Consider the following 24,621-nt stretch of genomic DNA (forward strand, 5'->3'; position numbering starts at 1 on the left):
TCAGCGAGCCAGCCGACCGAGCCGGGCCACCGCGTCCTCCAGGACCTCCGTGCGCTTGCAGAAGGCCCAGCGGACCTGGGTGGCGCCGGCGGACTTGTCGTCGTAGAAGACCTGGTTCGGGATGGCGACGACGCCGCAGCGCTCGGGGAGGGCGCGGCAGAAGGCCAGGCCGTCCTTCTCGCCGAGGGGCGCGACGTCGGTGGTGATGAAGTACGTGCCCTGCGGACGGAAGACCTCCAGGCCGGCGGCGGTGAGCCCGGCGGAGAGGAGGTCGCGCTTGGCGGCGAGACCGGCGCGGAAGTCCTCGTAGTAGGAGTCGGGGAGGGCGAGGGCCTCGGCGACGGCGTACTGGAAGGGCCCCGACGCGACGTACGTCAGGAACTGCTTCGCGGAGCGGACGGCGGAGACCAGCGCGGGCGGGGCGGTGATCCAGCCGACCTTCCAGCCGGTGAAGGAGAAGGTCTTGCCCGCGCTGGAGATGGTGACGGTGCGTTCGCGCATGCCGGGGAGCGAGGCCAGCGGGGTGTGGCCGCCCTCGAAGACGAGGTGTTCGTAGACCTCGTCGGTGACGACGAGGAGGTCCCGCTCGACGGCGAGCTCGGCGATGGCGGCGAGTTCCCCGGGGGTCAGGACCGTGCCGGTCGGGTTGTGCGGGGTGTTCAGCAGGAGCAGCCGGGTGCGCGGGGTGACCGCGTCGCGCAGGGCGTCCAGGTCGGGGCGGAAGTCGGGGGCGCGCAGGGTGAGCGGGACGCGGACGGCGCCGGCCATGGCGATGCAGGCGGCGTAGGAGTCGTAGAAGGGTTCGAGGGCGATGACCTCGTCCCCGGGTTCGAGGAGGGCGAGGAGGGCGGCCGCGATGGCCTCGGTGGCGCCCGCGGTGACGAGGACCTCCGTGTCCGGGTCGTACGCCAGCCCGTAGAAGCGCTGCTGGTGGCCGGCGATGGCCTCGCGGAGCTCGGGGACGCCCGGGCCCGGCGGGTACTGGTTGCCCCGGCCGTCGCGGATCGCGCGGACGGCTGCCTCGGCGATCTCGGCGGGACCGTCGGTGTCGGGGAACCCCTGGCCCAGGTTGATCGATCCGGTGCGGGCGGCCAGGGCCGACATCTCCGCGAAGATCGTGGTGCCGAAGGCCGCCAGACGGCGGTTGAGGAAGGGGCGGCTGCTGCTGCTCGCGGGTGCGCTCATGGGCGCCATCCTGCGGGGAACCTCTGGAGTTGCTCAAGTGTGCTTTGGCGGCTTTGGCCTGCGGGCATCCCCCTTGCACACCGGGACAAGGGGATCTCGGACCCCGGGGGAACCGGGTGGCAGAAAGGGGCGGGGAGATGGCCTTTGGCGTGGTGATCGCCGTGGTGGCGGTGATCGTTGTCTGGATCGCGAAGAACATGGGGGGCGGCGGCTCGGGCAGCGGGGGCGGCAGCAGCAGCAGCTGGTGGGCGGGTGGCGGCGGCGGGGACTCCTCGTGCGGGGGCTCCTCGTCCTGCGGCTCGTCGTCCTCCTGCGGTGGCGGTGGCTGCGGGTCCAGCTGACACTGGGAGGGCGGTTGCCGACCTGCGTGAAAGGGCGCTCCGGAGGGGACAACTTCCCTGGGGCGTCTTCTTGTTCGGGCCCGCACTACGGCGTACGGGCGGCATGTTGTTGAACACGTGAGCTGTGTAGCCCCCGGGGGGATGTAAACCCCGTCAAGTTGGGTAAAAACGCTGTGAGTGCCGTGCCTTTCATGATTCCCTCGGTTGAGTAGACCAGTCCTCGGACCTCCCTGGACTTCCTGTGGACCCGTGCCGGTGTCCCCCCACCCGTTGACTACCGCTGGCGGGCCCCGGCCCATCTCCCTCGCGCGTTTGCGGAGCCGACTCATGCTCACGACCCTCCAGACCACCTATACCGACACGCGTGCCGCCGATCTCGCCTGGGCCCTGGGACGGGACCGGCTGCCCGCCCTGGCCGTACTGAACCTCCAGCTCGCGGACGCGAAGGTGGAGTTGCGCCTGCTCGGGGCCTCCCATCAGGTGCTCCTGGAGGAGGGCGAGGTGCTCTGCTCGGAGACGGTCGCCTGCATGCCCGGCAGCAGTACGCCGCTGCCGCTCGGCGTGGCCAAGCGGGTGGGCGACTGGGAGTACGAGTTCGCCGCGCGGGTCGAGACCCTCTCGCGCGGGTCCTTCGCGGGGCGGGCCCAGGAACTGCTCGCGCTGGTCGCGGACCACCCGAACGGGCTAGCGGGCACCTTTCCGGGTGACCCGCACGCCTTCACCGCCCTGCTCGCGCAGCGCTACGAGGGGCAGGTGCGCTGGCGGACCTGGCACGCGTACCCGCAGGAGGGCCAGCTGGTGGCCACCCGCACCCGGGTCGGCGTGCGGACGGGCGTGGCCGTCTAGGGCGGGCCGGTTGCGTTCCGATTACGCCAACTGGCCTGATCAATGCGCCAGTTGCACCCATGTGGGTGACAGGGTGTCGGTGGGCGGTGACGTACGGTTCGCTGCATGATCGACCGTTCCGCCCCCCGCGGGGTGCTCCCGGCGCCGGAGCCCCGGGGCGTGCAGACCGTCCCGGCCGCCCTGCCCGTACGCCCCCGGACCGGCCGACTCCTCGTCCTGGCCACGGTGTTCGTGTGCGCCGCCTGCGGACTCGTATACGAGCTGGAGCTCCTCGCCCTCGGCTCGTACCTCATCGGCGACTCCGTCACCCAGGCGTCCGTCGTGCTGTCCGTCATGGTCTTCGCCATGGGCGTCGGCTCCCTCCTCGCCAAACGGCTCCGCGGCCGGCCCGCCCTCGGCTTCGGCGCCATCGAGGCCGCGCTCGCCCTGCTCGGCGGGTTCTCCGCCATGGCGCTCTACGCGAGCTTCGCCTGGCTGGGGGAGTCCCGGCCCGCCCTCGTCGCGTTCTCCTTCGCCATCGGGGTGCTCATCGGCGCGGAGATCCCCCTGCTGATGGTCCTCATCCAGCGCATCCGCAGACAGGACGCGGGCGGAGCCGTCGCCGACCTCTTCGCCGCCGACTACGTGGGCGCCCTCGTCGGCGGCCTCGCCTTCCCCTTCCTGCTGCTCCCGATGGTCGGGCAGCTCACCGGCGCGATGCTCACCGGCACCGTCAACGCGGTCGTCGGCGGCGGCCTCGTCCTGTGGCTGTTCCGCCGCGACCTCAGCCGCCGCTGCCGCTGGCTGCTGATCGCCGCCAACGCGACCGTCCTCGCCGTCCTCGCCTCCGCGGCCCTGCTCGCCGACGACTTCGAGCGGGTCGCACGCACCGCCGTCTACGGCGGGGAGGTGCGGGTCGCCGTCCAGACCGGCGTGCAGGAACTGGTGCTGACCGGCCCGGCCACCGGATCCCCGCGCTCCCTCGACCTCTACCTCGACGGACGGCTGCGGGTCTCCGGCTACGACGAGTACCGCTACCACGAGGCCCTGGTCCACCCCGCGATGACCGGCCCGCACGCCCGGGTCCTGGTCCTCGGCGGGGGCGACGGGCTCGCCGCCCGCGAGGTGCTGCGCTACCGGGACGTCGCCTCCGTCACCATCGTCGAGCTCGACCCCGGCGTCGTCCGGCTCGCCCGCACCGACCCGATGCTCTCCGCGCTCAACGCCCGCGCGTACGAGGACCCGCGCCTCGGCGTCGTCACGCAGGACGCCTTCGGCTGGCTGCGCGGCCCCGCCGCCCGGGACCGCTTCGACGTCATCGTCTCCGACCTCCCCGACCCCGGCATCACCCCGAGCACGAAGCTGTACTCGCAGGAGTTCTACGGGCTGGCCGCGCGGGCCCTGAACCCCGGCGGGCGGCTCGCGGTGCACGCCGGGCCGCTGACCACCCGGCCGCGCACCTACTGGACCGTCGACTCCACCCTCCAGGCCGCCGGGCTGCTCACCGCCCCGTACAGCGCGGGCGGCCGCCTCTCCGGCTTCGCCGCCGGACCCGACCGCACGGCGGGGGCCGCCGGCGCGCCGCCGCAGGACTGGGGCTTCGTGCTCGCCGCCCGCGAGCGGGTCCCCGAGCTGCGGGTGGACCGCGACACGCCCGCCCTGCTGGCGGTGTCCACCCGGGCCCTGCAGGACTCCGCCCGGGACGCGGCCCGGACCCGGCTGGCCGGACTCCCGCCCTCCACGCTCCCGCACCCGCGCTACTCCTGACCCCGGTCCCCGGCCACGGGGCCGCGGCGGTGTCGTGTCCGTGTGCACGGGCGGGTCTCGTCGGTAGGCTCGACCACATGGAGCATCAGGTGTTCGTTCCGGTACCGGCAGACGATCTCCGCGCACTGCTGCGCGACCCCGCCCGGGTGGCCCGCTGCGTCCCCGGGCTCCAGCAGGACGCCGACACGGCCTCCGGGCCGCTGGCCGGGCGCCTCAAGGTCCGGGTCGGCGGGCACACCGTGACCTACCGGGGGGCCCTGTCCCTCACCGAGCCGGAAGCGGACCGCTTCGAGGCCGAGGGCAAGGGCACCGAGGTGCGCGGCAGCGGAGCCGTCACCCTCGCCCTCCGGCTGCGGCTGATCCCGCACGAGGGCGGCACCCGGCTGGAGTTCACCGCCGAGGCCACCGCCGACGGGCGGGCCGCCGGCTTCGACCCCGACGCCACGGCCACCGCCGCCGGACGCCTCCTCGACCGGCTCGCCGCCAACCTGGCCGGGGCCGCCGCCCCGGAGCGCGAGCAGCCGCACGACCCGGTGGCCGAGGCCGAGGCCGAGGAGGCCCGGGAACCGGGCGACCCGGGAGACTCCGGCGAAGGCGTCACCGAGGTCACCGCCTCCGTGTTCGACACCGAGGTGCCGCCGCCCTCCCTCGACCCCTTCCTGGACGGGGACTTCGGCGACATCGACGCCGCCGCCACCCCCGGCCCCGACGGTCCGCCGCCTCCCCCGGCCGAGGCCGCGCACGCCCGCCGCACGATGATCGGCCGCAGCGCCGAGGAGGTCGACCACGCGCCCCCGCGCGGCCGTTACGCCCCCGTACCCGCCCCCTCCGCCTCCGGAGCGGGCGCCGGCATGCGCTGGATCGCCCCCGCCGCGGCACTCGCCCTGGCCTCGGCGGTCGTCGTGGGAAGGGCGTTGCGCCGCCGCCGCTGACCCCCCGTAGGGTCGCGGTATGAGTACGCGACTGAGCGCCGGCGGCGCCGACATCACCATCGACCGGGAGAACGGCTGCCGGATCAGCAGTCTGCGCGTCGACGGCACCGAGCTGCTGCGCCAGGGCCCGCACTTCGGGTCCTTCCCGATGGTCCCCTGGTGCGGCCGCACGGCGAACGGGCGGTTCCGCGACGGCGCGAGCGTCCACCAGCTGCCCGTGAACCACCCGCCGCACGCCATCCACGGCTTCGGCCGCGACGCGGTCTGGCGGTCCGCCGGTGCGAGCGCCACCCGGGCGGCGTTCGCCTACGACCTCGCCGACCCCTGGCCGTACGCCGGCCGGGTGACCCAGGTCTTCGAGCTCACCGAGGACGCGCTGACGCTCACCATGGGCGTGGAGACGTACGAGGACTCCTTCCCGGCGCAGGCGGGCTGGCACCCCTGGTTCCACCGCGTCCTGACCCCCGGCGGCCCCGAGGCGCGGATCGCCTTCGACCCGGCCTGGCAGGAGGAGCGCGGCGAGGACCACCTCCCCACCGGCCGCCGGACCGACCCGAAGCCCGGCCCCTGGGACGACTGCTTCGGGATGCCCGACGGGGTCGACGTCACCCTCACGTGGCCCGGACAGCTGGAGCTGAAGGTCGCCAGCCGCGCCGAATGGGTGGTGATCTACGACGAGCAGCCCGAGGCCGTCTGCGTCGAGCCCCAGTCCGGCCCGCCGAACGGCCTGAACACCCTCCCGCGGCTGGTCACCCCCGTCGACCCGCTGGAGATCTCGACCACCTGGACCTGGCGGCGGCTCTGACGCTCCGCGGCGCAATTAAGCTCGGGGGCATGACTGACGTACGCGATGCGCTTCTGCAGCAGATCAAGGACAAGGCCGTCGTGCACGGCAAGGTGACCCTCTCCTCCGGCAAGGAGGCCGACTACTACATCGACCTCCGCCGGATCACCCTCGACGGCGAGGCCGCCCCGATGGTCGGGCAGGTCATGCTCGACCTCACCGCCGACCTCGAATTCGACTGCGTCGGCGGCCTGACCCTGGGCGCCGACCCGGTCGCCACCTCGATGCTGCACGCCTCCGCGGCCCGCGGCGCGCGCCTCGACGCCTTCGTCGTCCGCAAGGCGCAGAAGGCCCACGGCATGCAGCGCCGCATCGAGGGCACCGAGGTCAAGGGCAAGCGCTGCCTGGTCGTCGAGGACACCTCGACCACCGGCGGCTCCCCGCTGACCGCCGTCGAGGCGGTCCGCGAGGCCGGCGGCGAGGTCGTCGCCGTCGCCACCATCGTGGACCGGGGCGCGGCGGACGCCATCGCCGCGGCGGGCCTGCCGTACCTCACGGGCTACCGCCTCGGGGACCTCGGCCTGGCCTGACCCCCGTACCGGGGAGGCGGAACGCGGGCGGACAACTGGTGACCAAGGTCCCCAGAACCCCCCGGTCCGCAGTCTGACCTGCGCCTTTCCGGGCGGGTGGAGCGCTCCTCGCGGAGGGCTCCACCCGCTGCGGACCGGATGGCGAGACGGGTGGGCTGGAGTGTCGCGCCGAGTCTGGAAAGATGGGGGCGACGTCTGACGTCGCCCCCAGGTCAGGGCCCGCAATAAGCACACTCCCCGCACATCCAAGGAGCGGACAGATGCCCATCGCAACCCCCGAGGTCTACAACGAGATGCTCGACCGGGCGAAGGCAGGCAAGTTCGCCTACCCGGCCATCAACGTGACCTCGACCCAGACCCTGCACGCTGCGCTGCGCGGCTTCGCGGAGGCCGAGAGCGACGGCATCATCCAGATCTCCACCGGCGGTGCCGAGTTCCTGGGTGGCCAGTACAACAAGGACATGGTCACCGGCGCGGTCGCCCTGGCCGAGTTCGCGCACGTCGTCGCCGCCAAGTACGGCATCACGGTCGCGCTGCACACCGACCACTGCCCGAAGGACAAGCTGGACGGCTACGTACGTCCGCTCCTGGAGGTCTCCGCCGAGCGCGTGGCCCGCGGCCTGAACCCGCTCTTCCAGTCGCACATGTGGGACGGCTCCGCCGAGACCCTGGCCGACAACCTGGCCATCGGCCAGGAGCTGCTCGCCAAGGCCGCCGCCGCGAAGATCATCCTTGAGGTCGAGATCACCCCGACCGGCGGCGAGGAGGACGGCGTCAGCCACGAGATCAACGACGAGCTGTACACCACCGTCGAGGACGCGCTGCGCACCGCCGAGGCCCTGGGCCTGGGCGAGAAGGGCCGCTACCTGCTGGCCGCCTCCTTCGGCAACGTGCACGGCGTCTACAAGCCGGGCAACGTCGTCCTGCGCCCCGAGCTCCTCAAGGACCTCCAGGCCGGCGTCGGCGAGAAGTACGGCAAGGCGTCCCCGTTCGACTTCGTCTTCCACGGCGGCTCGGGCTCCACGGCCGAGGAGATCGCCACCGCGCTGGAGAACGGCGTCGTGAAGATGAACCTCGACACCGACACCCAGTACGCCTTCACCCGCCCGGTCGCGGACCACATGTTCCGCAACTACGACGGCGTCCTGAAGGTCGACGGCGAGGTCGGCACGAAGTCCACGTACGACCCGCGCACCTGGGGCAAGCTGGCCGAGGCCGGCATGGCCAAGCGCGTCACCGAGGCCTGCGCGAACCTGCGCTCCACGGGCACGAAGCTGAAGTAACCCCGCAGGGGACCCGGGAAGGGGGTCCGCCGGTCCGTTCCACGGACCGGCGGGCCCCCTTTCTGACAGAGCGGGGGCGGCCCGGTGGACGGGTGGGCGGGGGATGGTGTGGAATCGACCCACAGAAACGTACCCGTGGGGATGTAAAGCCGGCGGGCCAGGAGAGGCGACGCCAGACATGAGGACAGAGCGACCCCAGGTGAAGCAGGACCGGGCGGTGCGCACCCGTCGGGCGATCCTGGAAGCGGCGGCCGAGGTCTTCGAGGAGCACGGCTACGACACGGCCAAGCTCTCCGACATCGTCAACATCGCGCAGGTCACCAAGGGTGCGCTCTACTTCCACTTCGACTCCAAGGAAGGCCTGGCCCAGGCCGTCATCGACGCGCAGAACGCCTCGCAGCCGCAGCTGCCCCCGCAGCCGTACAAGACCCAGGAGTTCGTGGACATCGGCATGGTGTTCTCGCACCGGCTGCGGCACGAGACGCTGATGCGGGCGAGCGCCCGGCTCACGCTGGAGCACGCCGGCCGCCACCTCGACAAGGCCGCCCCGTACCAGGCCTGGATCGACCTGCACGTCACCGTCCTGGAAGAGGCGCGGCGGCGCGGCGAGCTGCTGCCGGGCGTGGACCCGCTGGTGCCGTCGCGGCTGATCGTGGGCGCTTACGCGGGGCTGAACACCATGTCCCAGATCCTGCGCCTGGACCTGGACGCGCAGGTGTCGGAGCTGTACACGCACGTGATGCCGAACGTGGTGGTCCCGGCCGTGGCGATCCGGCTCGACACCCGGCCGGGGCGCGGCGCGCGGGCGCTGTACGGGCCGGACGGCGGGCACGCCTGCCGGACGGGCTGCTCCGGCGGTGTGGCTCCGGTCGAGGAGATCTCCGCCTGACGCGAGGGCCGTCCGCTCCGCCTCTTCCCTGAAAGATCCTTCCGGGTATTATTTTTCTGCTGCCTGCCCAGGGAGAAGACTGTGGACATTGAGGTGCTCGGACCCCCGCGGGTCACCGAGAACGGTATGCCCGTCACGGCCCCCACGCCGGAGTCCCGGCACGTCCTCGCGGTCCTCGCGGCCTGTCCCGACCGGGTGGTGCCCGTCTCGGTGCTGGCCGACGAACTGGCCGGCGGCATGCCGCCCGAACACACCCGGGCCGCCGTGCACACGGCCGTACGCCGCCTGCGCGAGCGGATCGCCGAGGCGCTGGGGGCCTCCTCGGTACGGACTCCCGAAACGGTGCTCTCGTCACGTCCCGGCGGGTATCTTCTCGACACCGGCGGCGGCCGCTGCGACGTCCGCGAGTTCGAGCGCGAGGCGGGCGCCGGCTACCGGGCCATGGGCCGGGGCGACTTCGCGCGGGCCGCCTCCCGGCTCCGCCGCGCGCTGGACCTGTGGACCGGCCCCGCCCTGGACGGCATCGAGGCCGGGACCTGGCTCCGCGGCCGCATCGCGCTCCTCGACGCGGACCGGCTCTCCGTACTCGGCCAGTGGGTCGAAGCGGAACTCGCGCTCGGCCACCACCGCGCACTGCGCCTGGAACTGGCGGGCCTGCGCGGCGCGGGCGGCCCGCGCCCCGACGGCGCCTACCCGGCCGCGCTGCGCCGGGCCGAGGAACGGGCCCTGGCCGCGGTCCGTCCCGCCCCGAGGACGAACCTGGCCTGCGCCACCCGCTGCTGACCGGCGGCCGTCCCGGGCCGCGCGCCCTGCTTGACCCCCCGCCGGACGGAACCTAGGTTCGGGACCCGAGCGGAAAACAGCTGGTCGGACGGGGGACGGCACCATGGGCGGGGACGACGGGGGCTCACTGGCCGTACTGGAACTGCTCGCGGCGGACGCCCCGCAGAGCCGGTACGACGCCCTGCTCGCCGAGGCCCGCCGCGGCGGAACCGGCCCGGCCGCCCTCGCGGAACTCACCCGCGCCGTGGAACTCGCCCGCTCCGTACGGGCCGGCGCGAGCCGCCGCAAGCAGCGCGAAGCCGCCCTCACCGCCCTCGTGGACACCGCGCACGACCTGACGTCCCCGTACGACATCGACGGCCTGCTGCGCCTGATCACCCGCCGCGCCCGGCGCCTCCTCGGCTTCGACATGGCCTGGCTCTCGCTCAGCCGCCCGGACGGGACCGCGTACGTACGCACCTCCGAGGGCGAGACCACCGCCCTCAACGCGGGCCTCGAACTCGGCACCGGCCGCGGCCTCGGCAGCATCGCCCAGGCCCGCCGCTCCCCCGTGTGGACCGCCGACTACCTCGCCGACCCGGCCATCGTGCACGCCCCCGGCATCGACGCCGTCGTCGAGGCGGAGGGCCTGCACGCGATCATCGCCGTCCCGCTGCGGCGCGGGGACTCCAGCCTCGGCGCGCTCTACGGATCCGACCGCGCCGTACGGCAGTTCACCCCGGACGAGATCGGCATCATGCTCTCGCTCGCCGACCTGGCCGCCGTCGCCATCGAGAAGGCGCGCCTGCTGGAGCAGACCCGGGACGAGGTCACCGAGCTGGAGGCCTTCGGTTCGCGCACCAACACCGCCCTCACCCGGGTCCGTTACCTGTGGGAGTGCCACGCCCGGCTGGCCGGCCTGGTCCTCGACGGGGCCGGACTGCCCACCCTGGCCCGCGCCACCGCCGACGCGTTGGACGGCGTGCTCCAGGTACGGGACCCGGGCGGGCGGCCGCTGACCGCCACCGGCGAACTGCCGGGCCTGGACGAGGAGGCGGTGACCAAGGGGGCCCTGGAGGCGCTGACCGACCGGCGGCCCGTCCGGCTCCCCGGCGACCTGTGGCTGGCTCCCGTGCTCGCGGGTGCCGAGGACCTCGGGGTGCTGCTGCTGAGCGCGTCCGCGCCGCTGGCCGAGGAGGACGTACGGCTGCTGCAGCTGGCCGCGCAGTCCGTGGCCTCGCTCATGCTGATCCAGCGGGGCACCGCCGCCGCCGAAGGGCCCGTCCACGACGAGCTCCTCGCCGACCTGCTGGAACGGCCGCACTCGGTCGACCCGCACCTGCTGGCGCGCACCCGGCGGCTCGGCATCGACCTCGACCGCCCGCACGTGGTGGTCGTGGCCCGGCCCGAGGGCGGCGAACTCGGCAAGGCCGTCGCCTGGGCTTCCTCGTACGCGTACCGGACGGGCGGCCTCAAGGGCGTGCGCCGCGGCTGCATCGTCCTGGTGCTGCCCGCCACCGACGCCTCGGCCACGGCGCACCGGGTCTCCGGCGAACTCTCCCCGCTCCTGGGCCACGCCGTGTCCACCGGCGCCGCCGGACCCACCGCGAGCCCGGGGGAGGTGGCCCGCGTGTACGCCGAGGCGGTGCGCTGCCTGGACGCGCTGACCGCCCTGGGCGGGGTCGGCGGCACGGCCTCCCCGCGCGAACTGGGCTTCCTCGGCCTGCTGTTGTCCGCCGACCACGACGTGGAGGCCTTCATCGCCTCGACCGTCGGCCCGGTCCTGGAGTACGACGCGGGCCGGCCGGCGGAACTGACCCGCACCCTGGAGGCCTACTTCGCCTCCGGAGCCAGCCCGACCCGCGCCGCCGAGTCCCTCCACGTGCACCCCAACACGGTCTCCCGCCGCCTGGAGCGCGTCACCGAACTGCTGGGCCCGCACTGGCAGCAGCCCGCCCGGGCCCTCGAAATCCAGATGGCCCTGCGGCTGCGCACGACCCGCACGGTCCTCCACGACCGCCGCACGGCGGCCCACCAGGCGCGCTAGGCCAGCGCCGGGCGCGCACCGGGCCAGCACCGGGCCAGCGCCGGGCCAGCGCCGGGCCCGCACCGGGCCAGCGCCCGGCCCCCGCTCGCCGCTACGCGGTCAGGGCGCGGGCGGCGTGCGCCACGGAGGCCAGGGTGACGTGGCGGTGCCAGCCGGGCAGGGTGCGGCCCGCGAAGTCGCGCAACCCCGCCTCGCGGCCGCTGCGTTCGGCGGCGGAGCCGACGCGCAGCCCCTGCTTCGTCAGCCGCAGCAGCGGGCCCACGGGGAGGCGTACCAGGTCCGTCACCCACAGCTGCGACGGCGCGCGCCGGGGGTCCGTCCACTCCCCGACCAGCAGCAGGTGGCGCCGGCGGGCCGGGGAGGGGTCGGGCATCGTCACGCGCACCGCCACCGCGAGCGTGCTGCGGTGCCGGCCCCCCGGGTGCGCGGGGTCCGGGTCCGCCCACTCCACCGGGGTGCACAGGCCGCGCACCGACCGCAGCACCTCGCGGGCGCTGCGCGGGCCCGCGCCGTGGCCGGTCAGCGCCGGGTCGGTGACGAGCAGCGGGGTCGCCGGATCGACCCGGGCGATGACCGGCACCCGGGCCTCCGCGAAGCGGTTCATCGTGGACCGGGTCCCGATGCGGTGGATGTCCAGCACCACCGGGCGGGGGGCGCCCGCGCCCCGGCGCACGGTGTCGAGCACGGCGGCCGCCGCCGACTCCGCGTACGCGGCCTCCTCGTACGCGCAGGGAGCGCCGAGGGCATCCGCCTCCGCGTCGGGCAGGAACATCCGCCACCCGACCGGCGTCACCAGCCCGGGGGAGGCGAACCAGGTCCCGAAGGCCCGCTGACCGCGGAACATCTGCCCCAGGTGCGGGTCGAAGCGGTGCGCCACGCCCACCGAGTGCTCGCCGCCCTTGGGGATCGCCATCGGCTGCGCCACCCACGCCGTCAGCGGGGTGGTGGCCTCCAGATAGCCGGCGAGGGCCTCGCGGATGGGTTCCCAGTCCCAGGTGGAGCCGGAGATGAAGTGGTGCGTGCTCTGCTCGGCGGGACCGCCGCCGACCTGCCCGGCGATCCCGCGCATCGACTTGCGGCCGGGCAGCGCGAGGAGCCCGCGCACGTACTGGCGGCCCTTCTCGCGCTGGTCCTTGCGGCGCAGCGAGCCGAGGACGGCGTCGCAGAGGTCGTCGGCCGCCGCGTAGGCCGGATCGGTGACCGGTTCGGCCGCCGCCCCCGCGACGGTACTGCTGCTCATGATCGTTGCCACGACATCCCCCTGTACGTGCATCGAACTGCACCCCTACGGTCCGTCGCCGACCCCCTCCAGGGGGAGGTGCGCCGGTCACCGCACTTCCCCGGAAGGTGGTGGGGAACCCACCACCGCCCGCCCGTCCGGCCCATCCGACACACTGGGCGCATGTCGATTCACCAGAACCTGCTCGGGGGCCCCGCCCCCACCCACCTGCCCGACGAGCCCGCGCCCCGCGAGGCCCTCGCCGCCGGGACCGACCCGGCCGAGGTGGCCGCCGCGCACCCGACCTCCTCCCTCGCCTGGGCCGCCCTGGCCGACCGCGCCTTCGCCGCGGGCAGCACCGTCGAGTCGTACGCGTACGCCCGTACGGGCTACCACCGCGGCCTCGACGCGCTGCGCCGCGCCGGCTGGAAGGGCCACGGCCCGGTGCCGTGGGAGCACGAGCCGAACCGCGGCTTCCTGCGCGCCCTGCACGCCCTGGCCCGCGCCGCGGGCGCCATCGGCGAGAAGGAGGAGTACGAGCGCTGCTCGACCTTCCTGCGCGATTCCTCGCAGACTGCGGCGGACACGCTCGCATAACGCTGCCGGGGTTCGCCCTAGAGGGCTCCCGGATCCCCTGCTTATGATGCGAGGCAGGGGACCGGGGCTCCACTTACCTCACCGGAAGGAGCGGACCGCTACCCGGAAGCACGTGTCGAGGAGACAGAAATGTCGCAAGCCCTTGATGCCTCCGGAGCCGGTTCGGACACCCCGAACCTCGACTTCGCCGGCACCACCCCGTACGAGGACTACGTCCAGGCCGACGTCCTCACCCACCTCCAGCACCTCCGCTCGGACGACCCGGGCGAGATGGTCTTCCTGGTGACGACCCAGGTCATGGAGCTGTGGTTCACGGTGATCGTCCACGAGTGGGAGACGGCGGCCCGCGCACTGCGCGAGGACGACATCCCGGTCGCGATGGACGCGCTGAAACGTTCCCTCCGCGAGCTGGAGGCCCTGAACGCCTCCTGGCGGCCCCTCGCCCAGCTCACTCCGTCGCAGTTCAACGCCTATCGCTCGGCGCTGGGCGAAGGTTCCGGTTTCCAGTCGGCGATGTACCGCCGGATGGAGTTCCTGCTCGGCGAGAAGTCGGCGTCGATGCTGGTCCCGCACCGGGGCGCGCCGCGCGTCCACGGGGAGCTGGAGAAGGCCCTCCAGGAGCCCAGCCTCTACGACGAGACCCTGCGCCTGCTGGCCCGCCGCGGCCTGCCGGTCCCGCAGTCGGTCCTGACCCGCGACGTCGCCCTGCGGTACGAGCCCTCGCCGGAGGTCGAGGCCGTCTGGACGGCCCTCTACGCCGACCCGGCGGGCGGCCACGCCGACCTGCACCGGCTGGGCGAGGTCCTCACCGACGTGGCGGAACTCGTCTGGCGCTGGCGCAACGACCACCTGGTGGCGACCCGCCGCGCGATGGGCGCGAAGACGGGCACGGGCGGCTCCGCCGGGGTGACCTGGCTGGAGAAGCGCGCCCAGAAGAACGTCTTCCCGGAACTCTGGACGGCACGCAGCCATGTCTGAGACTCACGCGTCGCCGACGCAGCCGGGCCAAAATCCAGCCCCGCCGGCGTTTGAGGCGCGGGGCTCAGGGGGCGGAGCCCCCAGGGAGTCCCGCGCAGCGGACCTGGCGGCCCGTGCCGCGCAGCTGGACGCCCACGACGGCCTCGCCAAGCTCCGCGAGCGCTTCACCCTCCCCGACGGAGTCGTCTACCTCGACGGAAACTCCCTCGGCGCGCTCCCGTCCGCCGTCCCCGACGCCCTCACGGACGTGATCCGCCGCCAATGGGGCGAACTCCTCATCCGTTCCTGGGACGAGAGCGGCTGGTGGACCGCCCCCGAGCGGATCGGCGACCTCATCGCCCCCCTCGTCGGCGCGGCCCCCGGCCAGATCACCGTCGGCGACTCCACCAGCGTCAACCTCTTCAAGGCCCTCGTCGGCGCCGCCCGCCTGGCGGCCCCCGGCCGGACGAAGCTGCTGGTCGACGCCACCACCTTCCCGACGGACGGCTACATCGCGGCCTCCGCCGCCCGCCTGACCGGCCTGGAACTGGTCCCCGTGGACCCCGCGGACGCGCCCACCGCGTTCGACGGGGACACCGCCGTGGTGCTCCTCAACCACGTCGACTACCGCGGCGGCCGCCTCCACGACCTGCCCGCCCTCACCGCGGCCGCCCACGCCGCGGGCGCGCTGATCGTGTGGGACCTGTGCCACAGCGCCGGCGCCCTGCCGGTCGGCCTCGACGCGCACGCCGTGGACCTCGCGGTGGGGTGCACGTACAAGTACCTCAACGGCGGGCCCGGTTCCCCGGCGTACGTCTACGTCGCCGCCCGCCACCAGGGTGCCTTCGACTCCCCGCTCCCCGGCTGGAACAGCCACGCCGAGCCGTTCGCGATGACCCCGGGCTACGAGCCGGCCGAGGGCGCGGCCCGTGCACGGGTCGGGACCCCGGACATCCTGTCCATGCTGGCCCTGGAGTCGGCCCTCGGGGTGTGGGAGGGCGTGGACATCGAGGACGTCCGCGCCAAGTCCCTCGCGCTGACGGACTTCTTCCTGGAGTGCGTGGCCGCGTACGTCCCGGAGGGCAGGGTCGAGCCGGTCACCCCGGCCGGTCACGGAGAGCGCGGCAGCCAGGTCTCGCTGCGGACCGAGAACGCCCGCGAGGTGATGGCCGAGCTCATCTCCAGGGGGGTCGTCGGGGACTTCCGCGCCCCCGATGTCCTGCGCTTCGGATTCACCCCGCTCTACGTCGGTTTCGCCGATGCGGAGCGCGCCGCGCGCACACTGGGTCACATTTTCGGGTGACGCCGTAGCGAAACGTCACTGCGACGGGCGGGCGGGGCTACGGCTCCGCCCGCTCCCGTTCCGCCCTGTCCGGCCACGGGATTGCGGGTTCTAGCCTGATACGGTCCCGCTCTGGCGAAACACCGGAACATCTGTCCCCGCTGTCCCACGCGTTACCGAGAGGTTGAGCCGATGACGGACCCCGCAGTCGAACGGGACGCCGCCGAGGCCGCCTCGGCCTTCTCGCACCCCCCGGTCGCCCCGGACGCGAGCGCCGCGTACGGGGAACACCCCGACCAGGTCGTCGACTTCTACGCCCCGCGCGGGGACGTCGCCGGCCCGGCCCCGCTGGTCGTGCTGCTGCACGGCGGGGCCTGGCGGGCCCCCTACGACCGTCAGCACGTCACCCCCCTCGCGGACTTCCTGGCCCGGCGGGGCTTCGCCGTGGCCAACGTCGAGTACCGGCGCGGGAGTTCCCTGCCGCACCAGAACGCCGAGGGGCATGTGGCGGGGCGCTGGCCGGAGACCTTCGACGACGTCGCCGCCGCCATGGACGCGCTGCCCGGCCTGACCGCCGAGGCGCTGCCCGCCGCGGACTTCCGCCGGACCGTGGTGACGGGCCACTCGGCGGGCGGACACCTCGCGCTGTGGGCGGCCGCCCGGCACGTGCTCCCGTACGGGTCCCCCTGGAGGCTGGCTTCCCCGCCGATGCTGCGCGGCGTCGTGGCGCTGGCCCCCATCGCGGACTTCGCGGCGGCGGAGGGGCTGGGCGTGTGCGGGGGCGCGTCCGCGCAGCTGCTGGGGGGTCCGGAGCACTGGGACGCCCGGCTGCCCTTCGCCGACCCGGCGGCCCTGCTCCCGACGGGCATCGCCACCGCCGTGGTGCACGGGCGGGAGGACATCGTGGTCCCGCCGGCGGTGGCGGAGTCGTACGTCGCCGCCGCCGGGGTCGCGGGGGAGCTGGTCGGGCTGACCCTGCTGGACGGAGTCGGTCACTTCCCCCTGATCGACCCGGCGGCCGACGCGTGCGCGGTGGTCTGCGAGGAGATCGCGCAGCTGGCCTGGTAGAGCCCGGCCGCGCGGTGCAGCAGCAGCGCGTGCACGAACCGGTCCTCCCCGCTCGGCGGACACCGCCAGCTGAGCGGCCAGGCCCCTTCGAGGGCGGGGACCGGGAGGTACGTCGTCCGGCTGGGCCCCGAGCCGAGCCGCGTGATCCCGGGCGGCCAGACCTTGAACCGGGCGGCCCCGACGGGAACCAGGAAGTACACGGGCCGCCGCCCGTTGCTCTGCACCAGGATCGGCCCGGGGTCACCCCCTGTGAGCACGACGAGCATGTCGGCGAGATCCAGCCCCATGTCACCGTCCACACGTAGCGCGTCAAACAGCACGCCTGCCTTGCGAATCCCGACCCCGGAGTCCGGAACCCAGCTGGGAGCGGGGGAGTTGGCGGCGTCACTTTCAGTGTTCATGGAACAAGCGTGGAGGGCCGGGTCTACCGTTTTCCAGGGCGCGGGCTCAAGGGTTCTGAACGGTAGAAACGCGGGCCGCGCTGGTTGGGTTCGGTTGAGTTCGGTTGAGTTCGAAGGTGATCGGATGGCGAAGTCGGCGAACAAGAAGCAGGCGGGTGGAGTGACCCGGCTCTTGGCCCACCTGGCACGGGTCCTCAGGGAGCGGGAGAAGCTGACCCAGAAGGAACTGGGCGAGATGCTCGGATACTCGGCGGCGGCGATCAGCGCGATGGAAACGGGTGCGCAGCCTGCGAGCGATGACATGCTGGTCGGACTCGAAGGGGCGATCGGCGACGGCCTCGGGGTCTTCGAATTGGGCCGGGAACTGGTCCTCTTGGACAAATGCCCCGTCTTCCTCTTCCAGGACTTCGTCGCCTTTGAGCAGATGGCCCTGACCGTCTCCTCGTACCAGCCGCTCGTCATCGATGGCCTCTTCCAGACCGAGGACTACGCGACTGCGCTGATCCACGGAGGCTTCCCGCCGGTCTCCGACGAGCGAGTGCGGGAACTGGTCGAGGGGCGAATGAAGCGCAAAGCGCTCTTCGACCGCGATCCCATGGCATTGGTCGAGATGATCGTCGACGAGAGTGCCCTGCGCCGCGAGGTGGGTACCGAGCAGATCATGCGTGACCAACTGATGTGTCTGCTGTCCTATGCCCACCGCCGCAACGTGACGCTTCAAGTTCTCCCCCTGGACGGTGGTGATCTTTCTGATCACGCGCGCCTATACGGGCCGCTGAAGCTGTTCGAGACGCCACGCCATGAACGGCTCGTGTATCTGGAGATCCAGGACGAGAGTTTGCTGATCAGCGACCGTGGAAAGGTCGGCACGTACTTCCAGCGGTATGCAAAGATCCGCGCACAGGCACTGAGTCCCGATGAATCCCTGGGCCTCATCGAGCGGTTGGCGGGAGAGCGGGAATGAGCACCAGCCCCCTGCGGTGGCTCAAGTCGAGCTACAGCGACGACGGCGGCGGCGACAACTGCGTCGAGGTGGCCGCGTGCCCGGAGGCCGTCCATGTTCGGGACTCCAGGAACCCCGGGCCCACCCTCACGCTGGCGCCAGCCACATGGGCGGACTTCGCGGGCTGGGCGGCTGCGTCCTAGTGCCGACCTGGGGGCTGATCCTGGAGCGGAACATCGGCGAGCACCGGGGGTTGACCTGGTCCGTCGGGGTCATGGGGCACGTCGAGGGGACCCGGGAAGAGGCGCTGGCCGCGCTCCGGGAGCGGGTCGACGCCTTCGACCCCGGACTGTTCCGCAAGGTGACGCGCAGGGTCGTGTACCGGGAGGGCGACGGGTTCCTCGTCGTCGTGGAGACCCGCTTCGGATGGCCCCACCACTACCGGTTCAAGGCGGTCGTGGTCGTCTCGGACAGCGTCCCGCCCCCACCCCCGCCGGAGCCGGAGTCGCGCCCCGAGCCCGCACCGGTACCGCGCCGCAGGCCCCCGCCCCCGCCACCACCGCCGCCGAAGGACTGGGACGCCGACGTACCCGACCGCCCCGCCTGGCTGGGACGGGACGATCTGCCCTGACGGGGAGGACCCCCTCGTCTACTGTGGCCGTGACTGCCAACTGCCCGTCAACTCAGGGGGTTTGATGGATCCGGAGATCGCCGCACTGGCGGGTACCGCAGGGACGACGCTGGTCTCCCTCCTGTCCACCCAGGTGTGGCAGAGCACCCGGGACGGGGTCGTCGCACTCTGGAGGCGGGTCCTCCCGGACCGGGCGGACTCCGTGTCCGCCGAGCTGGAGGCGACCCGCGAGGACCTGCTCGGCGCGCGCGACCACGGCGACGAGGAGACTCCGGCCGAGCTGGCGGCGGAATGGCAGGGGAGGATCCGGCGGCTGCTCAGCGCCCACCCGGAGGTGGCCGCGGAGCTGCGGTCCCTGCTGGCCGAGCACGCTGACGCGGCGCCCGCCGCGGGCTCGATCACCCAGCAGGCGACGGCCTCCGGGAGCAGCCGCGTCTACCAGGCGGGCCGTGACCTCCACCTGGGTCCGCAGTGACCGGCCGTACCGAGGGCCGGGCCAGCGGTCAGGGACGGGTCTATCAGGCGGCCGGTGACCAGCACATCGTGGAGCACCACCACCACGGCCCCACGTGGTCCGGGCCGGACTCAGTACGCCGTCCCACGCTGGGCCGCACGCCCCTCGCGCTGCGCGACCGGGTCGAGCTGATGCAACGCCTGCGGGCCTCCGTAGAGCCGGGGACGGCCGGTCAGGCGTACGTTCTGCACGGACTCGGCGGGTGCGGCAAGACGGCGGTGGCCCACGCGGTCTTCGAGTACGCGACCGCCGACGCGGGTCGAGTCGGGCTGTGGGTGAACGCCTCCGACACCACGTCCCTGCGCTCCGGCATGCTCGCCGTGGCCGCCGACCGGGGCGCCGCCGAGGGAGAGCTGGCCGCCGCGCGCAGCGGGTTACGGGCAGCCGCGGACCTGGTGTGGGACCACCTGGACCGCTCGGACGAGCCCTGGCTGCTGGTGATCGACAACGCGGACGACCCCGCCGTGCTGCGGGACGGGGGTTGGCTCCGTACCAGCGCGCGCGGGACCGTACTGGTCACCAGCCGTCAGGCCGCAGCCCGTTGGTGGCCCGGCGCGGAGCTGCTCCAGGTGGGGGTGCTCCCCAGGGAAGAGGCCGCCCAGGTGCTGTGCGACCTGGCTCCCGGAACGGGAACCGTCGAGCAGGCCGCAGCGATCGGTGACCGGCTCGGGCGGCTGCCGCTCGCGCTCACCCTCGCCGGCACCTTCCTGTCCCAGCGCGTGATCAGCCCCTGGACGATGACCGATTACGCCGACCACCTCGACGGTGGCCGCGCGACCGACCCCATCGAGCTGCTCGACCAGGGCGGGACGGAGCCGGGCGGCGACTCCCGCCATCTGGTCAGCCGTACGTGGGAACTCTCGCTCCGCGCGGTCGCCGATCAGGGCCTGCCCGAGGCACAGGTGCTGTTGCGGCTGCTGGCGTGCTGGGGGAGCGACCCCCTTCCCCTCTCCCTGCTGGCCGACGCGGAACTCCCGCCGATCCTTCCGGCAGCACGGGTGGAACCGGCCCTGCGCGGATTGCTCGACCACTCCCTCACCGAGCTCGTGGGGGAAGCGCCGCGCGGCCTGCGTACCCATGGCGTGCTCCTCGACAGCGTGGCCCGGAGCACCCCGTCGGACCAGCGCGGGCCGCTCGCCGGGGAGGCCGCCCGGCTACTGCTGGCCGCGCTCCCGGAACAGCCCGAGCGCGGGCTGCGCGCCGCGTCTTTCAGCCCGCTGGCACCTCATGTGCTCGCGCTCTTGCGACGGGTGACGCAATGGGACGGCGTCGACCGGTCGACCGCCGAAAGGGCTGCCGAGTCGGCCCTGCGGCTCGTCATGGTCCTGCATCGTGCCGGTGACTTCGCCTCGGCTCTGTCGCTGGGGCTGAAGGCAGAAGAGCTGACGGAGCGGCGTCTGGGCGGGGAGCATCCACTGCTGGTAAGGCTGCACCAGCGGCGAGGACGTACCCTGCACCGCCTCGGACGATTCGAGGAGTCCGAGACGCTGCTCCGCGAGACTCTCGCCCTCTGCGAGCGCGTCTTCGGCCCGACGGACCCGGACACGCTCGAAAGCTGCATTGCCCTGACACACCCGCTACGGGCGTCCGAGCACCTGACCGAGGCCGGTGTCTTGGTCCGGCGGGCCGTGGCCGGCCAGCTCGCAGCGCGGGGACCCGTACATCCGCTGACGCTTCGCGTGAGGTCGTACCTGCCGCTCTATCCGGAGTCGGGCGGGAGCGCGGTGGTGGAAATGGGGGAGGAGCTGGTCCGTGACTGCCGTTGGGCGCTCGGACCCGACCACGTCACCACCTTGAGAACCGAGCACAACTTCGCGTTCGCCCTCTTCAGTGGCGGCGAGCCGGCGGCCGCGCTGCCCTATGCCAGGGCGGTCCTCGCCGCCTTTGAGCGGCAGTACGGGGGCGACTACCAGATCACGCTGGCCGCCAGGTCGCTCCTCTCGCAGATCCTTGCCGCATTGGGCGACTTCACCGAGGCGGTCGAGCACGCGCGGGCCGTCGCCGAGAACAGGGCCCGAGTACTCGGGCCGGACCACCCCTGGACGCTGCTGGCCCAAGAGCTCCTGGCCCGGTACCAGGCGGGAGAGGCCGGGGCCGGGTAGCGGGTTCGGCCCGTCTCACCGTCCGTGGACGGCCGGCTTCTTGCCCGGGTAGACGTGGGCCGGAGTGACGATGCTGGTGATCGCGGTGCCGAACAGGGTGCTCGGTTCCTGGCCGTTCACCGTGACGTCCGTGTTCAGCAGGATGACCATGGTGGCCTTCGCCTCCGGCAGGTACACCGTCAGCGTCTCGTAGCCGGGGAGCGAGCCGTTGTGGCCGATCCAGCCCTGGATGTCGAAGATGCCCAGGCCGTAGCCGTCGCCGGGGATGCCGATGGGCTTGGTCATGAGGCGCTGGGCCTGCGTCGCGGGGGTCAGGAGGGTGCCCGTGGCGACGGTCTTCGCCCAGCTGCGCAGGTCCTGGAGGTCGGAGATGACCGCCCCGGCGGCCCAGGCCCAGGACGGGTCCCAGTTCGTGGAGTTCTCGATCTTCCCGGAGGCCGTCTGGTTCGTGTAGCCCTGCGCGTGCGGGGCGGGGAACTCCGCGCCGGTGGGGAAGAGGGTGTGGTGCAGCCCGGCCCGCTCGATGACGTCCTGGTTGACGACCTCGGCGAGCGGGCGGCCGGTGATCTTCTCGATCACCAGGCCGAGCAGGATCAGGTTGGTGTTGGAGTACTCGAACCTCGCGTCCGGAGCGAAGTTGACCGGGTGCTTGAAGGAGTAGTCCAGCAGCTGCTTCGGGGTGAAGACGTGGTCGGGGTCGGAGGTGAGCGCCTTGTCGAAGGCGGGGTCCTCGCTGTAGTTGAAGAGCCCGCTGCGCATGCCCGCCAGCTCGCGCAGGGTGATGCGGTCCCCGTTCGGGACACCGGCGATGTACGTGCCGATGGGGTCGTCCAGGCCGATCTTCCCCTGGTCGACGAGCTGGAGGAGGGCGGTGACCGTGAACGTCTTGGTCTCGCTGCCGATGCGGACGTTGAGGTCCGTCCGCATCGGGGCGCCGGTCGCCTTGTCGGCGACGCCGAAGGTCTTCACGTAACTGCCCTTGCCCGGAGCCCACAGGCCCACGATCACGCCCGGGACCTTGGTTTCCGTCATGGTCCGCCGGATGGCCGCGTCGAGCTTCGCCGCGACGGCCGGGGTGAGCTGCGCGAACGTGGTGTCCGCCGACGGGGAGGGGGCCGCGGGCGCCGGGGCGGTCGTGGACCGGTACGCGGAGGCCGTGGCCGCCGGGGCGAGGAGCAGGGTCGCCGCCGTGGCGGCCACGCAGGCCCGGCGCAGGGGTATGAGGGTCGCCTTCACCGCGGTTCCTCCTGTCACGGGGAGCCTTCAGGCTAGGCCCGCTCCGGTGCGGCCGCCCGCCGGGCGGCCGCCCCCCCGCGGGTCAGTCCCACTGCTGGTCGGCGAGGGAGGCGACCGGGGCCGGCTTGCCGATGACCGCGAGGGCGATGAAGAAGTTGATCTGGCCGATCGCGATGGTGAGGGTGGCCAGGGCCTTCTCGTCGTAGTGCTTCGCGACCTCCGCGTACAGCTCGTCGCAGACGCGCTCCTTGCCGTGCGGGGCGGGCTGCAGGGTCGCCTCCACCAGGGCGAGCGCGGCGCGCTCGGCGGGGGTGAAGTACGGGGCGTCGGCCCACGAGGAGACGGCGGTGATGCGCTCCTCGGTCTCGCCCGCCTTGCGCAGGAAGGCGGTGTTCAGGACGGTCAGGTACGTGTTGTGGACGATCTGCCCGGCCCGCAGGTGCACCAGGCTCATCGTGGTGCGCGGCACCGAGCGGTTGCCCGTGGCCCGGAAGAGGGCGGCGCTGATGTCGCTCAGCTCGGGGACGAACTCGCCCGGGTTGGCCATCCGGGAGATCGAGGTGGTGGGGGTCGTGGTGTCGGTGTTCGTCATCGCTGCTCTCCTTCGGTCGGTGTCTTCACAGCACTGACGGATGGGACGGCGGGAGTGTGACAGCCCGGGGAGAAAACTTTTCGGGACGACACCCGCGGCAGTCCGGGAGACGATGGAAGGACGGAAACGACGGACATGTCCGGCCTCACAGCCGCCGGACCGGCGCCGCGTGGCCCCTTGGAGGGGCCCGGCCCGTGCCGCCTGGCGATGTCGTCCCGGTCGCCCGCGACCCCAGACCGTCCCCCTTCTCCCTCATGGGAGGCACCACCATGAACCGACGTACACGTCTGATCCTGCTCGCCCCCGCGCTGGCGGGGTCCCTCGTCCTCGGGCCCGCCGCCCTCGCCGGGGCCTCGGCCCCCGCGGCCGTGCCCGCCGCCTCGTGTTCCCTCTCGGGTGTCCTGCCCGACGGGACGGTGCGGCTGTCCGGCGGCGGCTTCAAGCCGGGGGCCGCGTTCCTGGACAAGGGGTCCGGTCCGGCGGTGCAGTTCAACATGAGTGCCGACGGCTCCTTCGCGATGGAGAAGATGGAGAACGTCCAGTACACGGTCAGGCAGGGCAACGAGGACACCAAGTGCTCGGGCGGCAGCGAGATGAAGACCGGGAACGACACCGGCACCGGCGCCACCGGCACCACCGCCAAGGCGGGCATCGTGGCCGGCTGGGACGCCGTGAAGGGCAACTGCGCCGCGAAGGCCCCGGCATCGGGCAACAAGCAGTTCACCCAGGGCTGGAACAAGGGAGCTTCCGTGGCCAGGGAGGCGTTCTGCTGACCATCGCGTGAGCGCGTGAGCGCGTGACGTGAGTGACGTGAGCGCGTGAGAAGGTCCCCGGAGCCCGTGCGCGGCTCCGGGGACCTTCCGTGAGGTCACCGAGGTCACTTGTTCATGCACATCTGGCGGTAGGCCTCGTCGTAGGCGGTGTCGTAGCCGACGCGGTAGCCGTTCTGGTACGCGGTGATCAGCGTGTCCGGGGTCTTCGGCGGGACCAGGTTCGCGTGTGCGCGGGTGCAGGTCAGCCGGGCGTCTTCCTTGCCCCAGGTGGTTCCGGCGGCCTGGCCGGCGGCGGCCATGCTCGACGGTGTCTGGGTCTGGGGCGGCGGCTTCTGGGGCGGCGGCGGGACCTGGGGCTTGTTGGCGCAGTTCGCCTTGTAGGCGGTGGCGAAGGACTGGTTGTAGCCGTAGACGTAGCCCTCCCGCTTCCCCTGCTCGTACGGGGTGGGGTTCACGGGCGACAGCGGCGGCGCGACCTTCTGGCAGATGGGGGGCTTGCCGGCCTTGTTGCCGGCCGAGGAGCCCTCCAGGTAGCCCGCCCGGCAGCCCAGGTGGTACGGGTCGTTGGGCTGGGTCAGGCCGTGGCAGATGGTCGGGACGGCGGGAGCGGCCGGGTGTGCGGCGGCCGCGGCGGCGGTCGCCGGAGCGAGCGCGAGCAGGGCGACGAGCGATGCGGCGCTGAACGTGGTGAGACGGTGCCTGTGGGAACCGGACATGGTCATACCCATCGGAGGCGCCCACCGCCGCCACGGAGCCCGGACGGCGAGCGGGCGGTTGTCGCCCCCCTGGCCGGACGGACACGGGGGAACACCGGCCGCGCGGGGAGCCGGATGGGACCCGGCCTAGGTCACTTCCCCTTCATCGTCCCGCTCCCGGCCGGAGGTGTCGACCGGGAGGGCAC

The 24,621-nt window shown here is 73.0% G+C and carries 26 protein-coding genes; 20 read left to right on the forward strand and 6 right to left on the reverse strand.

From position 1 onward, the window contains the following. The gene (locus ACFV0Q_RS09335) at nt 1–1,194 is read right to left on the reverse strand and encodes a pyridoxal phosphate-dependent aminotransferase (protein ID WP_385002910.1); all 1,194 of its coding nucleotides are present in this window, start codon (nt 1,192–1,194) and stop codon (nt 1–3) included. Between the two features lie 128 nt (nt 1,195–1,322). Here ACFV0Q_RS09335 and ACFV0Q_RS09340 point away from each other — a divergent pair, with 128 nt between their 5' ends. The 10 genes from ACFV0Q_RS09340 (at nt 1,323) to ACFV0Q_RS09385 (ending at nt 11,405) form a co-directional block, all read left to right on the forward strand. Beyond that, nucleotides 1,323–1,526: a hypothetical protein gene (locus tag ACFV0Q_RS09340; RefSeq protein ID WP_385002913.1), complete on the forward strand. Its 204-nt coding sequence runs from the start codon at nt 1,323–1,325 to the stop codon at nt 1,524–1,526. A gap of 327 nt (nt 1,527–1,853) precedes the next feature. Beyond that, nucleotides 1,854–2,372, forward strand: a complete 519-nt coding sequence (locus ACFV0Q_RS09345) for a DUF2617 family protein (protein ID WP_385002916.1) — start codon at nt 1,854–1,856, stop codon at nt 2,370–2,372. Nucleotides 2,373–2,477: 105 nt separating this feature from the next. Next, a complete protein-coding gene (locus ACFV0Q_RS09350) occupies nt 2,478–4,118 on the forward strand; it encodes a polyamine aminopropyltransferase (protein ID WP_385002919.1) in 1,641 nt (546 codons plus the stop codon). 77 nt (nt 4,119–4,195) lie between these two features. Then, nucleotides 4,196–5,050 carry an SRPBCC domain-containing protein gene (locus ACFV0Q_RS09355; protein ID WP_385002922.1) on the forward strand — a complete coding sequence of 285 codons (855 nt, stop codon included), beginning with the start codon at nt 4,196–4,198 and terminating at the stop codon, nt 5,048–5,050. Nucleotides 5,051–5,069: 19 nt separating this feature from the next. Beyond that, the gene (locus ACFV0Q_RS09360) at nt 5,070–5,855 is read left to right on the forward strand and encodes an aldose 1-epimerase (RefSeq protein ID WP_385002925.1); all 786 of its coding nucleotides are present in this window, start codon (nt 5,070–5,072) and stop codon (nt 5,853–5,855) included. A 29-nt stretch (nt 5,856–5,884) separates the two neighbouring features. After that, nucleotides 5,885–6,424 (forward strand): orotate phosphoribosyltransferase, encoded by a 540-nt coding sequence (gene pyrE / locus ACFV0Q_RS09365; protein ID WP_385002928.1) that lies wholly within the window; start codon nt 5,885–5,887, stop codon nt 6,422–6,424. 260 nt (nt 6,425–6,684) lie between these two features. Further along, nucleotides 6,685–7,707 carry a class II fructose-bisphosphate aldolase gene (fbaA, locus tag ACFV0Q_RS09370; protein WP_385002931.1) on the forward strand — a complete coding sequence of 341 codons (1,023 nt, stop codon included), beginning with the start codon at nt 6,685–6,687 and terminating at the stop codon, nt 7,705–7,707. Between the two features lie 178 nt (nt 7,708–7,885). After that, nucleotides 7,886–8,596, forward strand: a complete 711-nt coding sequence (locus tag ACFV0Q_RS09375; RefSeq protein WP_385002934.1) for a ScbR family autoregulator-binding transcription factor — start codon at nt 7,886–7,888, stop codon at nt 8,594–8,596. A gap of 81 nt (nt 8,597–8,677) precedes the next feature. After that, nucleotides 8,678–9,379 (forward strand): BTAD domain-containing putative transcriptional regulator, encoded by a 702-nt coding sequence (locus tag ACFV0Q_RS09380; RefSeq protein WP_385002937.1) that lies wholly within the window; start codon nt 8,678–8,680, stop codon nt 9,377–9,379. Nucleotides 9,380–9,482: 103 nt separating this feature from the next. After that, on the forward strand, nt 9,483–11,405 hold the full coding sequence (locus tag ACFV0Q_RS09385) for a helix-turn-helix domain-containing protein (RefSeq protein ID WP_385002940.1): 1,923 nt from the start codon (nt 9,483–9,485) through the stop codon (nt 11,403–11,405). Between the two features lie 91 nt (nt 11,406–11,496). Here ACFV0Q_RS09385 and ACFV0Q_RS09390 read toward each other — a convergent pair whose 3' ends face one another. Beyond that, nucleotides 11,497–12,645, reverse strand: a complete 1,149-nt coding sequence (locus ACFV0Q_RS09390) for an IS701 family transposase (protein ID WP_385002943.1) — start codon at nt 12,643–12,645, stop codon at nt 11,497–11,499. Between the two features lie 162 nt (nt 12,646–12,807). Here ACFV0Q_RS09390 and ACFV0Q_RS09395 point away from each other — a divergent pair, with 162 nt between their 5' ends. From ACFV0Q_RS09395 to ACFV0Q_RS09410, 4 genes are all read left to right on the forward strand, one after another. Further along, nucleotides 12,808–13,221, forward strand: coding sequence for a DUF3151 domain-containing protein (locus ACFV0Q_RS09395; protein ID WP_385002945.1), 414 nt, complete (start codon nt 12,808–12,810; stop codon nt 13,219–13,221). Between the two features lie 129 nt (nt 13,222–13,350). Further along, the gene (locus ACFV0Q_RS09400; protein ID WP_385002948.1) at nt 13,351–14,199 is read left to right on the forward strand and encodes a tryptophan 2,3-dioxygenase family protein; all 849 of its coding nucleotides are present in this window, start codon (nt 13,351–13,353) and stop codon (nt 14,197–14,199) included. Continuing rightward, on the forward strand, nt 14,192–15,481 hold the full coding sequence (gene kynU, locus ACFV0Q_RS09405; RefSeq protein WP_385002950.1) for a kynureninase: 1,290 nt from the start codon (nt 14,192–14,194) through the stop codon (nt 15,479–15,481). The genes ACFV0Q_RS09400 and kynU overlap by 8 nt, the downstream gene beginning before the upstream one ends. 171 nt (nt 15,482–15,652) lie before the next feature. Next, nucleotides 15,653–16,528 carry an alpha/beta hydrolase family protein gene (locus tag ACFV0Q_RS09410; RefSeq protein WP_385002953.1) on the forward strand — a complete coding sequence of 292 codons (876 nt, stop codon included), beginning with the start codon at nt 15,653–15,655 and terminating at the stop codon, nt 16,526–16,528. On the opposite strand, the gene ACFV0Q_RS09415 is transcribed toward ACFV0Q_RS09410, so the two are convergent. Further along, a complete protein-coding gene (locus tag ACFV0Q_RS09415) occupies nt 16,453–16,929 on the reverse strand; it encodes a hypothetical protein (RefSeq protein WP_385002955.1) in 477 nt (158 codons plus the stop codon). The genes ACFV0Q_RS09410 and ACFV0Q_RS09415 overlap by 76 nt on opposite strands. A 124-nt stretch (nt 16,930–17,053) precedes the next feature. On the opposite strand from ACFV0Q_RS09415, the gene ACFV0Q_RS09420 reads away from it, so the two are divergent. The 5 genes from ACFV0Q_RS09420 to ACFV0Q_RS09440 all read left to right on the forward strand — a co-directional run bounded on the left by ACFV0Q_RS09420 (nt 17,054) and on the right by ACFV0Q_RS09440 (nt 21,119). Beyond that, nucleotides 17,054–17,893 carry a helix-turn-helix transcriptional regulator gene (locus ACFV0Q_RS09420; RefSeq protein ID WP_385002958.1) on the forward strand — a complete coding sequence of 280 codons (840 nt, stop codon included), beginning with the start codon at nt 17,054–17,056 and terminating at the stop codon, nt 17,891–17,893. Then, nucleotides 17,890–18,075, forward strand: a complete 186-nt coding sequence (locus tag ACFV0Q_RS09425) for a DUF397 domain-containing protein (protein ID WP_385002961.1) — start codon at nt 17,890–17,892, stop codon at nt 18,073–18,075. The genes ACFV0Q_RS09420 and ACFV0Q_RS09425 overlap by 4 nt, the downstream gene beginning before the upstream one ends. Continuing rightward, nucleotides 18,039–18,503, forward strand: a complete 465-nt coding sequence (locus tag ACFV0Q_RS09430) for a hypothetical protein (protein ID WP_385002964.1) — start codon at nt 18,039–18,041, stop codon at nt 18,501–18,503. Before ACFV0Q_RS09425 ends, ACFV0Q_RS09430 begins: the two co-directional genes overlap by 37 nt. A gap of 64 nt (nt 18,504–18,567) precedes the next feature. Beyond that, nucleotides 18,568–18,978, forward strand: a complete 411-nt coding sequence (locus tag ACFV0Q_RS09435; RefSeq protein ID WP_385002967.1) for a hypothetical protein — start codon at nt 18,568–18,570, stop codon at nt 18,976–18,978. Beyond that, the gene (locus tag ACFV0Q_RS09440; RefSeq protein ID WP_385002970.1) at nt 18,975–21,119 is read left to right on the forward strand and encodes a tetratricopeptide repeat protein; all 2,145 of its coding nucleotides are present in this window, start codon (nt 18,975–18,977) and stop codon (nt 21,117–21,119) included. The genes ACFV0Q_RS09435 and ACFV0Q_RS09440 overlap by 4 nt, the downstream gene beginning before the upstream one ends. Nucleotides 21,120–21,134: 15 nt before the next feature. On the opposite strand, the gene ACFV0Q_RS09445 is transcribed toward ACFV0Q_RS09440, so the two are convergent. Both ACFV0Q_RS09445 and ACFV0Q_RS09450 read right to left on the reverse strand, forming a co-directional pair. After that, nucleotides 21,135–22,355 (reverse strand): serine hydrolase domain-containing protein, encoded by a 1,221-nt coding sequence (locus ACFV0Q_RS09445; RefSeq protein ID WP_385002972.1) that lies wholly within the window; start codon nt 22,353–22,355, stop codon nt 21,135–21,137. An 82-nt stretch (nt 22,356–22,437) separates the two neighbouring features. Continuing rightward, nucleotides 22,438–22,947: a carboxymuconolactone decarboxylase family protein gene (locus ACFV0Q_RS09450; RefSeq protein ID WP_385002975.1), complete on the reverse strand. Its 510-nt coding sequence runs from the start codon at nt 22,945–22,947 to the stop codon at nt 22,438–22,440. A gap of 269 nt (nt 22,948–23,216) precedes the next feature. Here ACFV0Q_RS09450 and ACFV0Q_RS09455 point away from each other — a divergent pair, with 269 nt between their 5' ends. Then, nucleotides 23,217–23,720, forward strand: coding sequence for a hypothetical protein (locus ACFV0Q_RS09455; RefSeq protein WP_385002978.1), 504 nt, complete (start codon nt 23,217–23,219; stop codon nt 23,718–23,720). Nucleotides 23,721–23,824: 104 nt separating this feature from the next. Here the strand turns inward: ACFV0Q_RS09455 and ACFV0Q_RS09460 are convergent, their stop codons facing one another. Beyond that, nucleotides 23,825–24,436 carry a hypothetical protein gene (locus ACFV0Q_RS09460; RefSeq protein ID WP_385002981.1) on the reverse strand — a complete coding sequence of 204 codons (612 nt, stop codon included), beginning with the start codon at nt 24,434–24,436 and terminating at the stop codon, nt 23,825–23,827. Nucleotides 24,437–24,621: the final 185 nt, after the last annotated feature.

It is taken from the genome of Streptomyces sp. NPDC059564 (assembly GCF_042735575.1).
Taxonomy (GTDB): domain Bacteria; phylum Actinomycetota; class Actinomycetes; order Streptomycetales; family Streptomycetaceae; genus Streptomyces.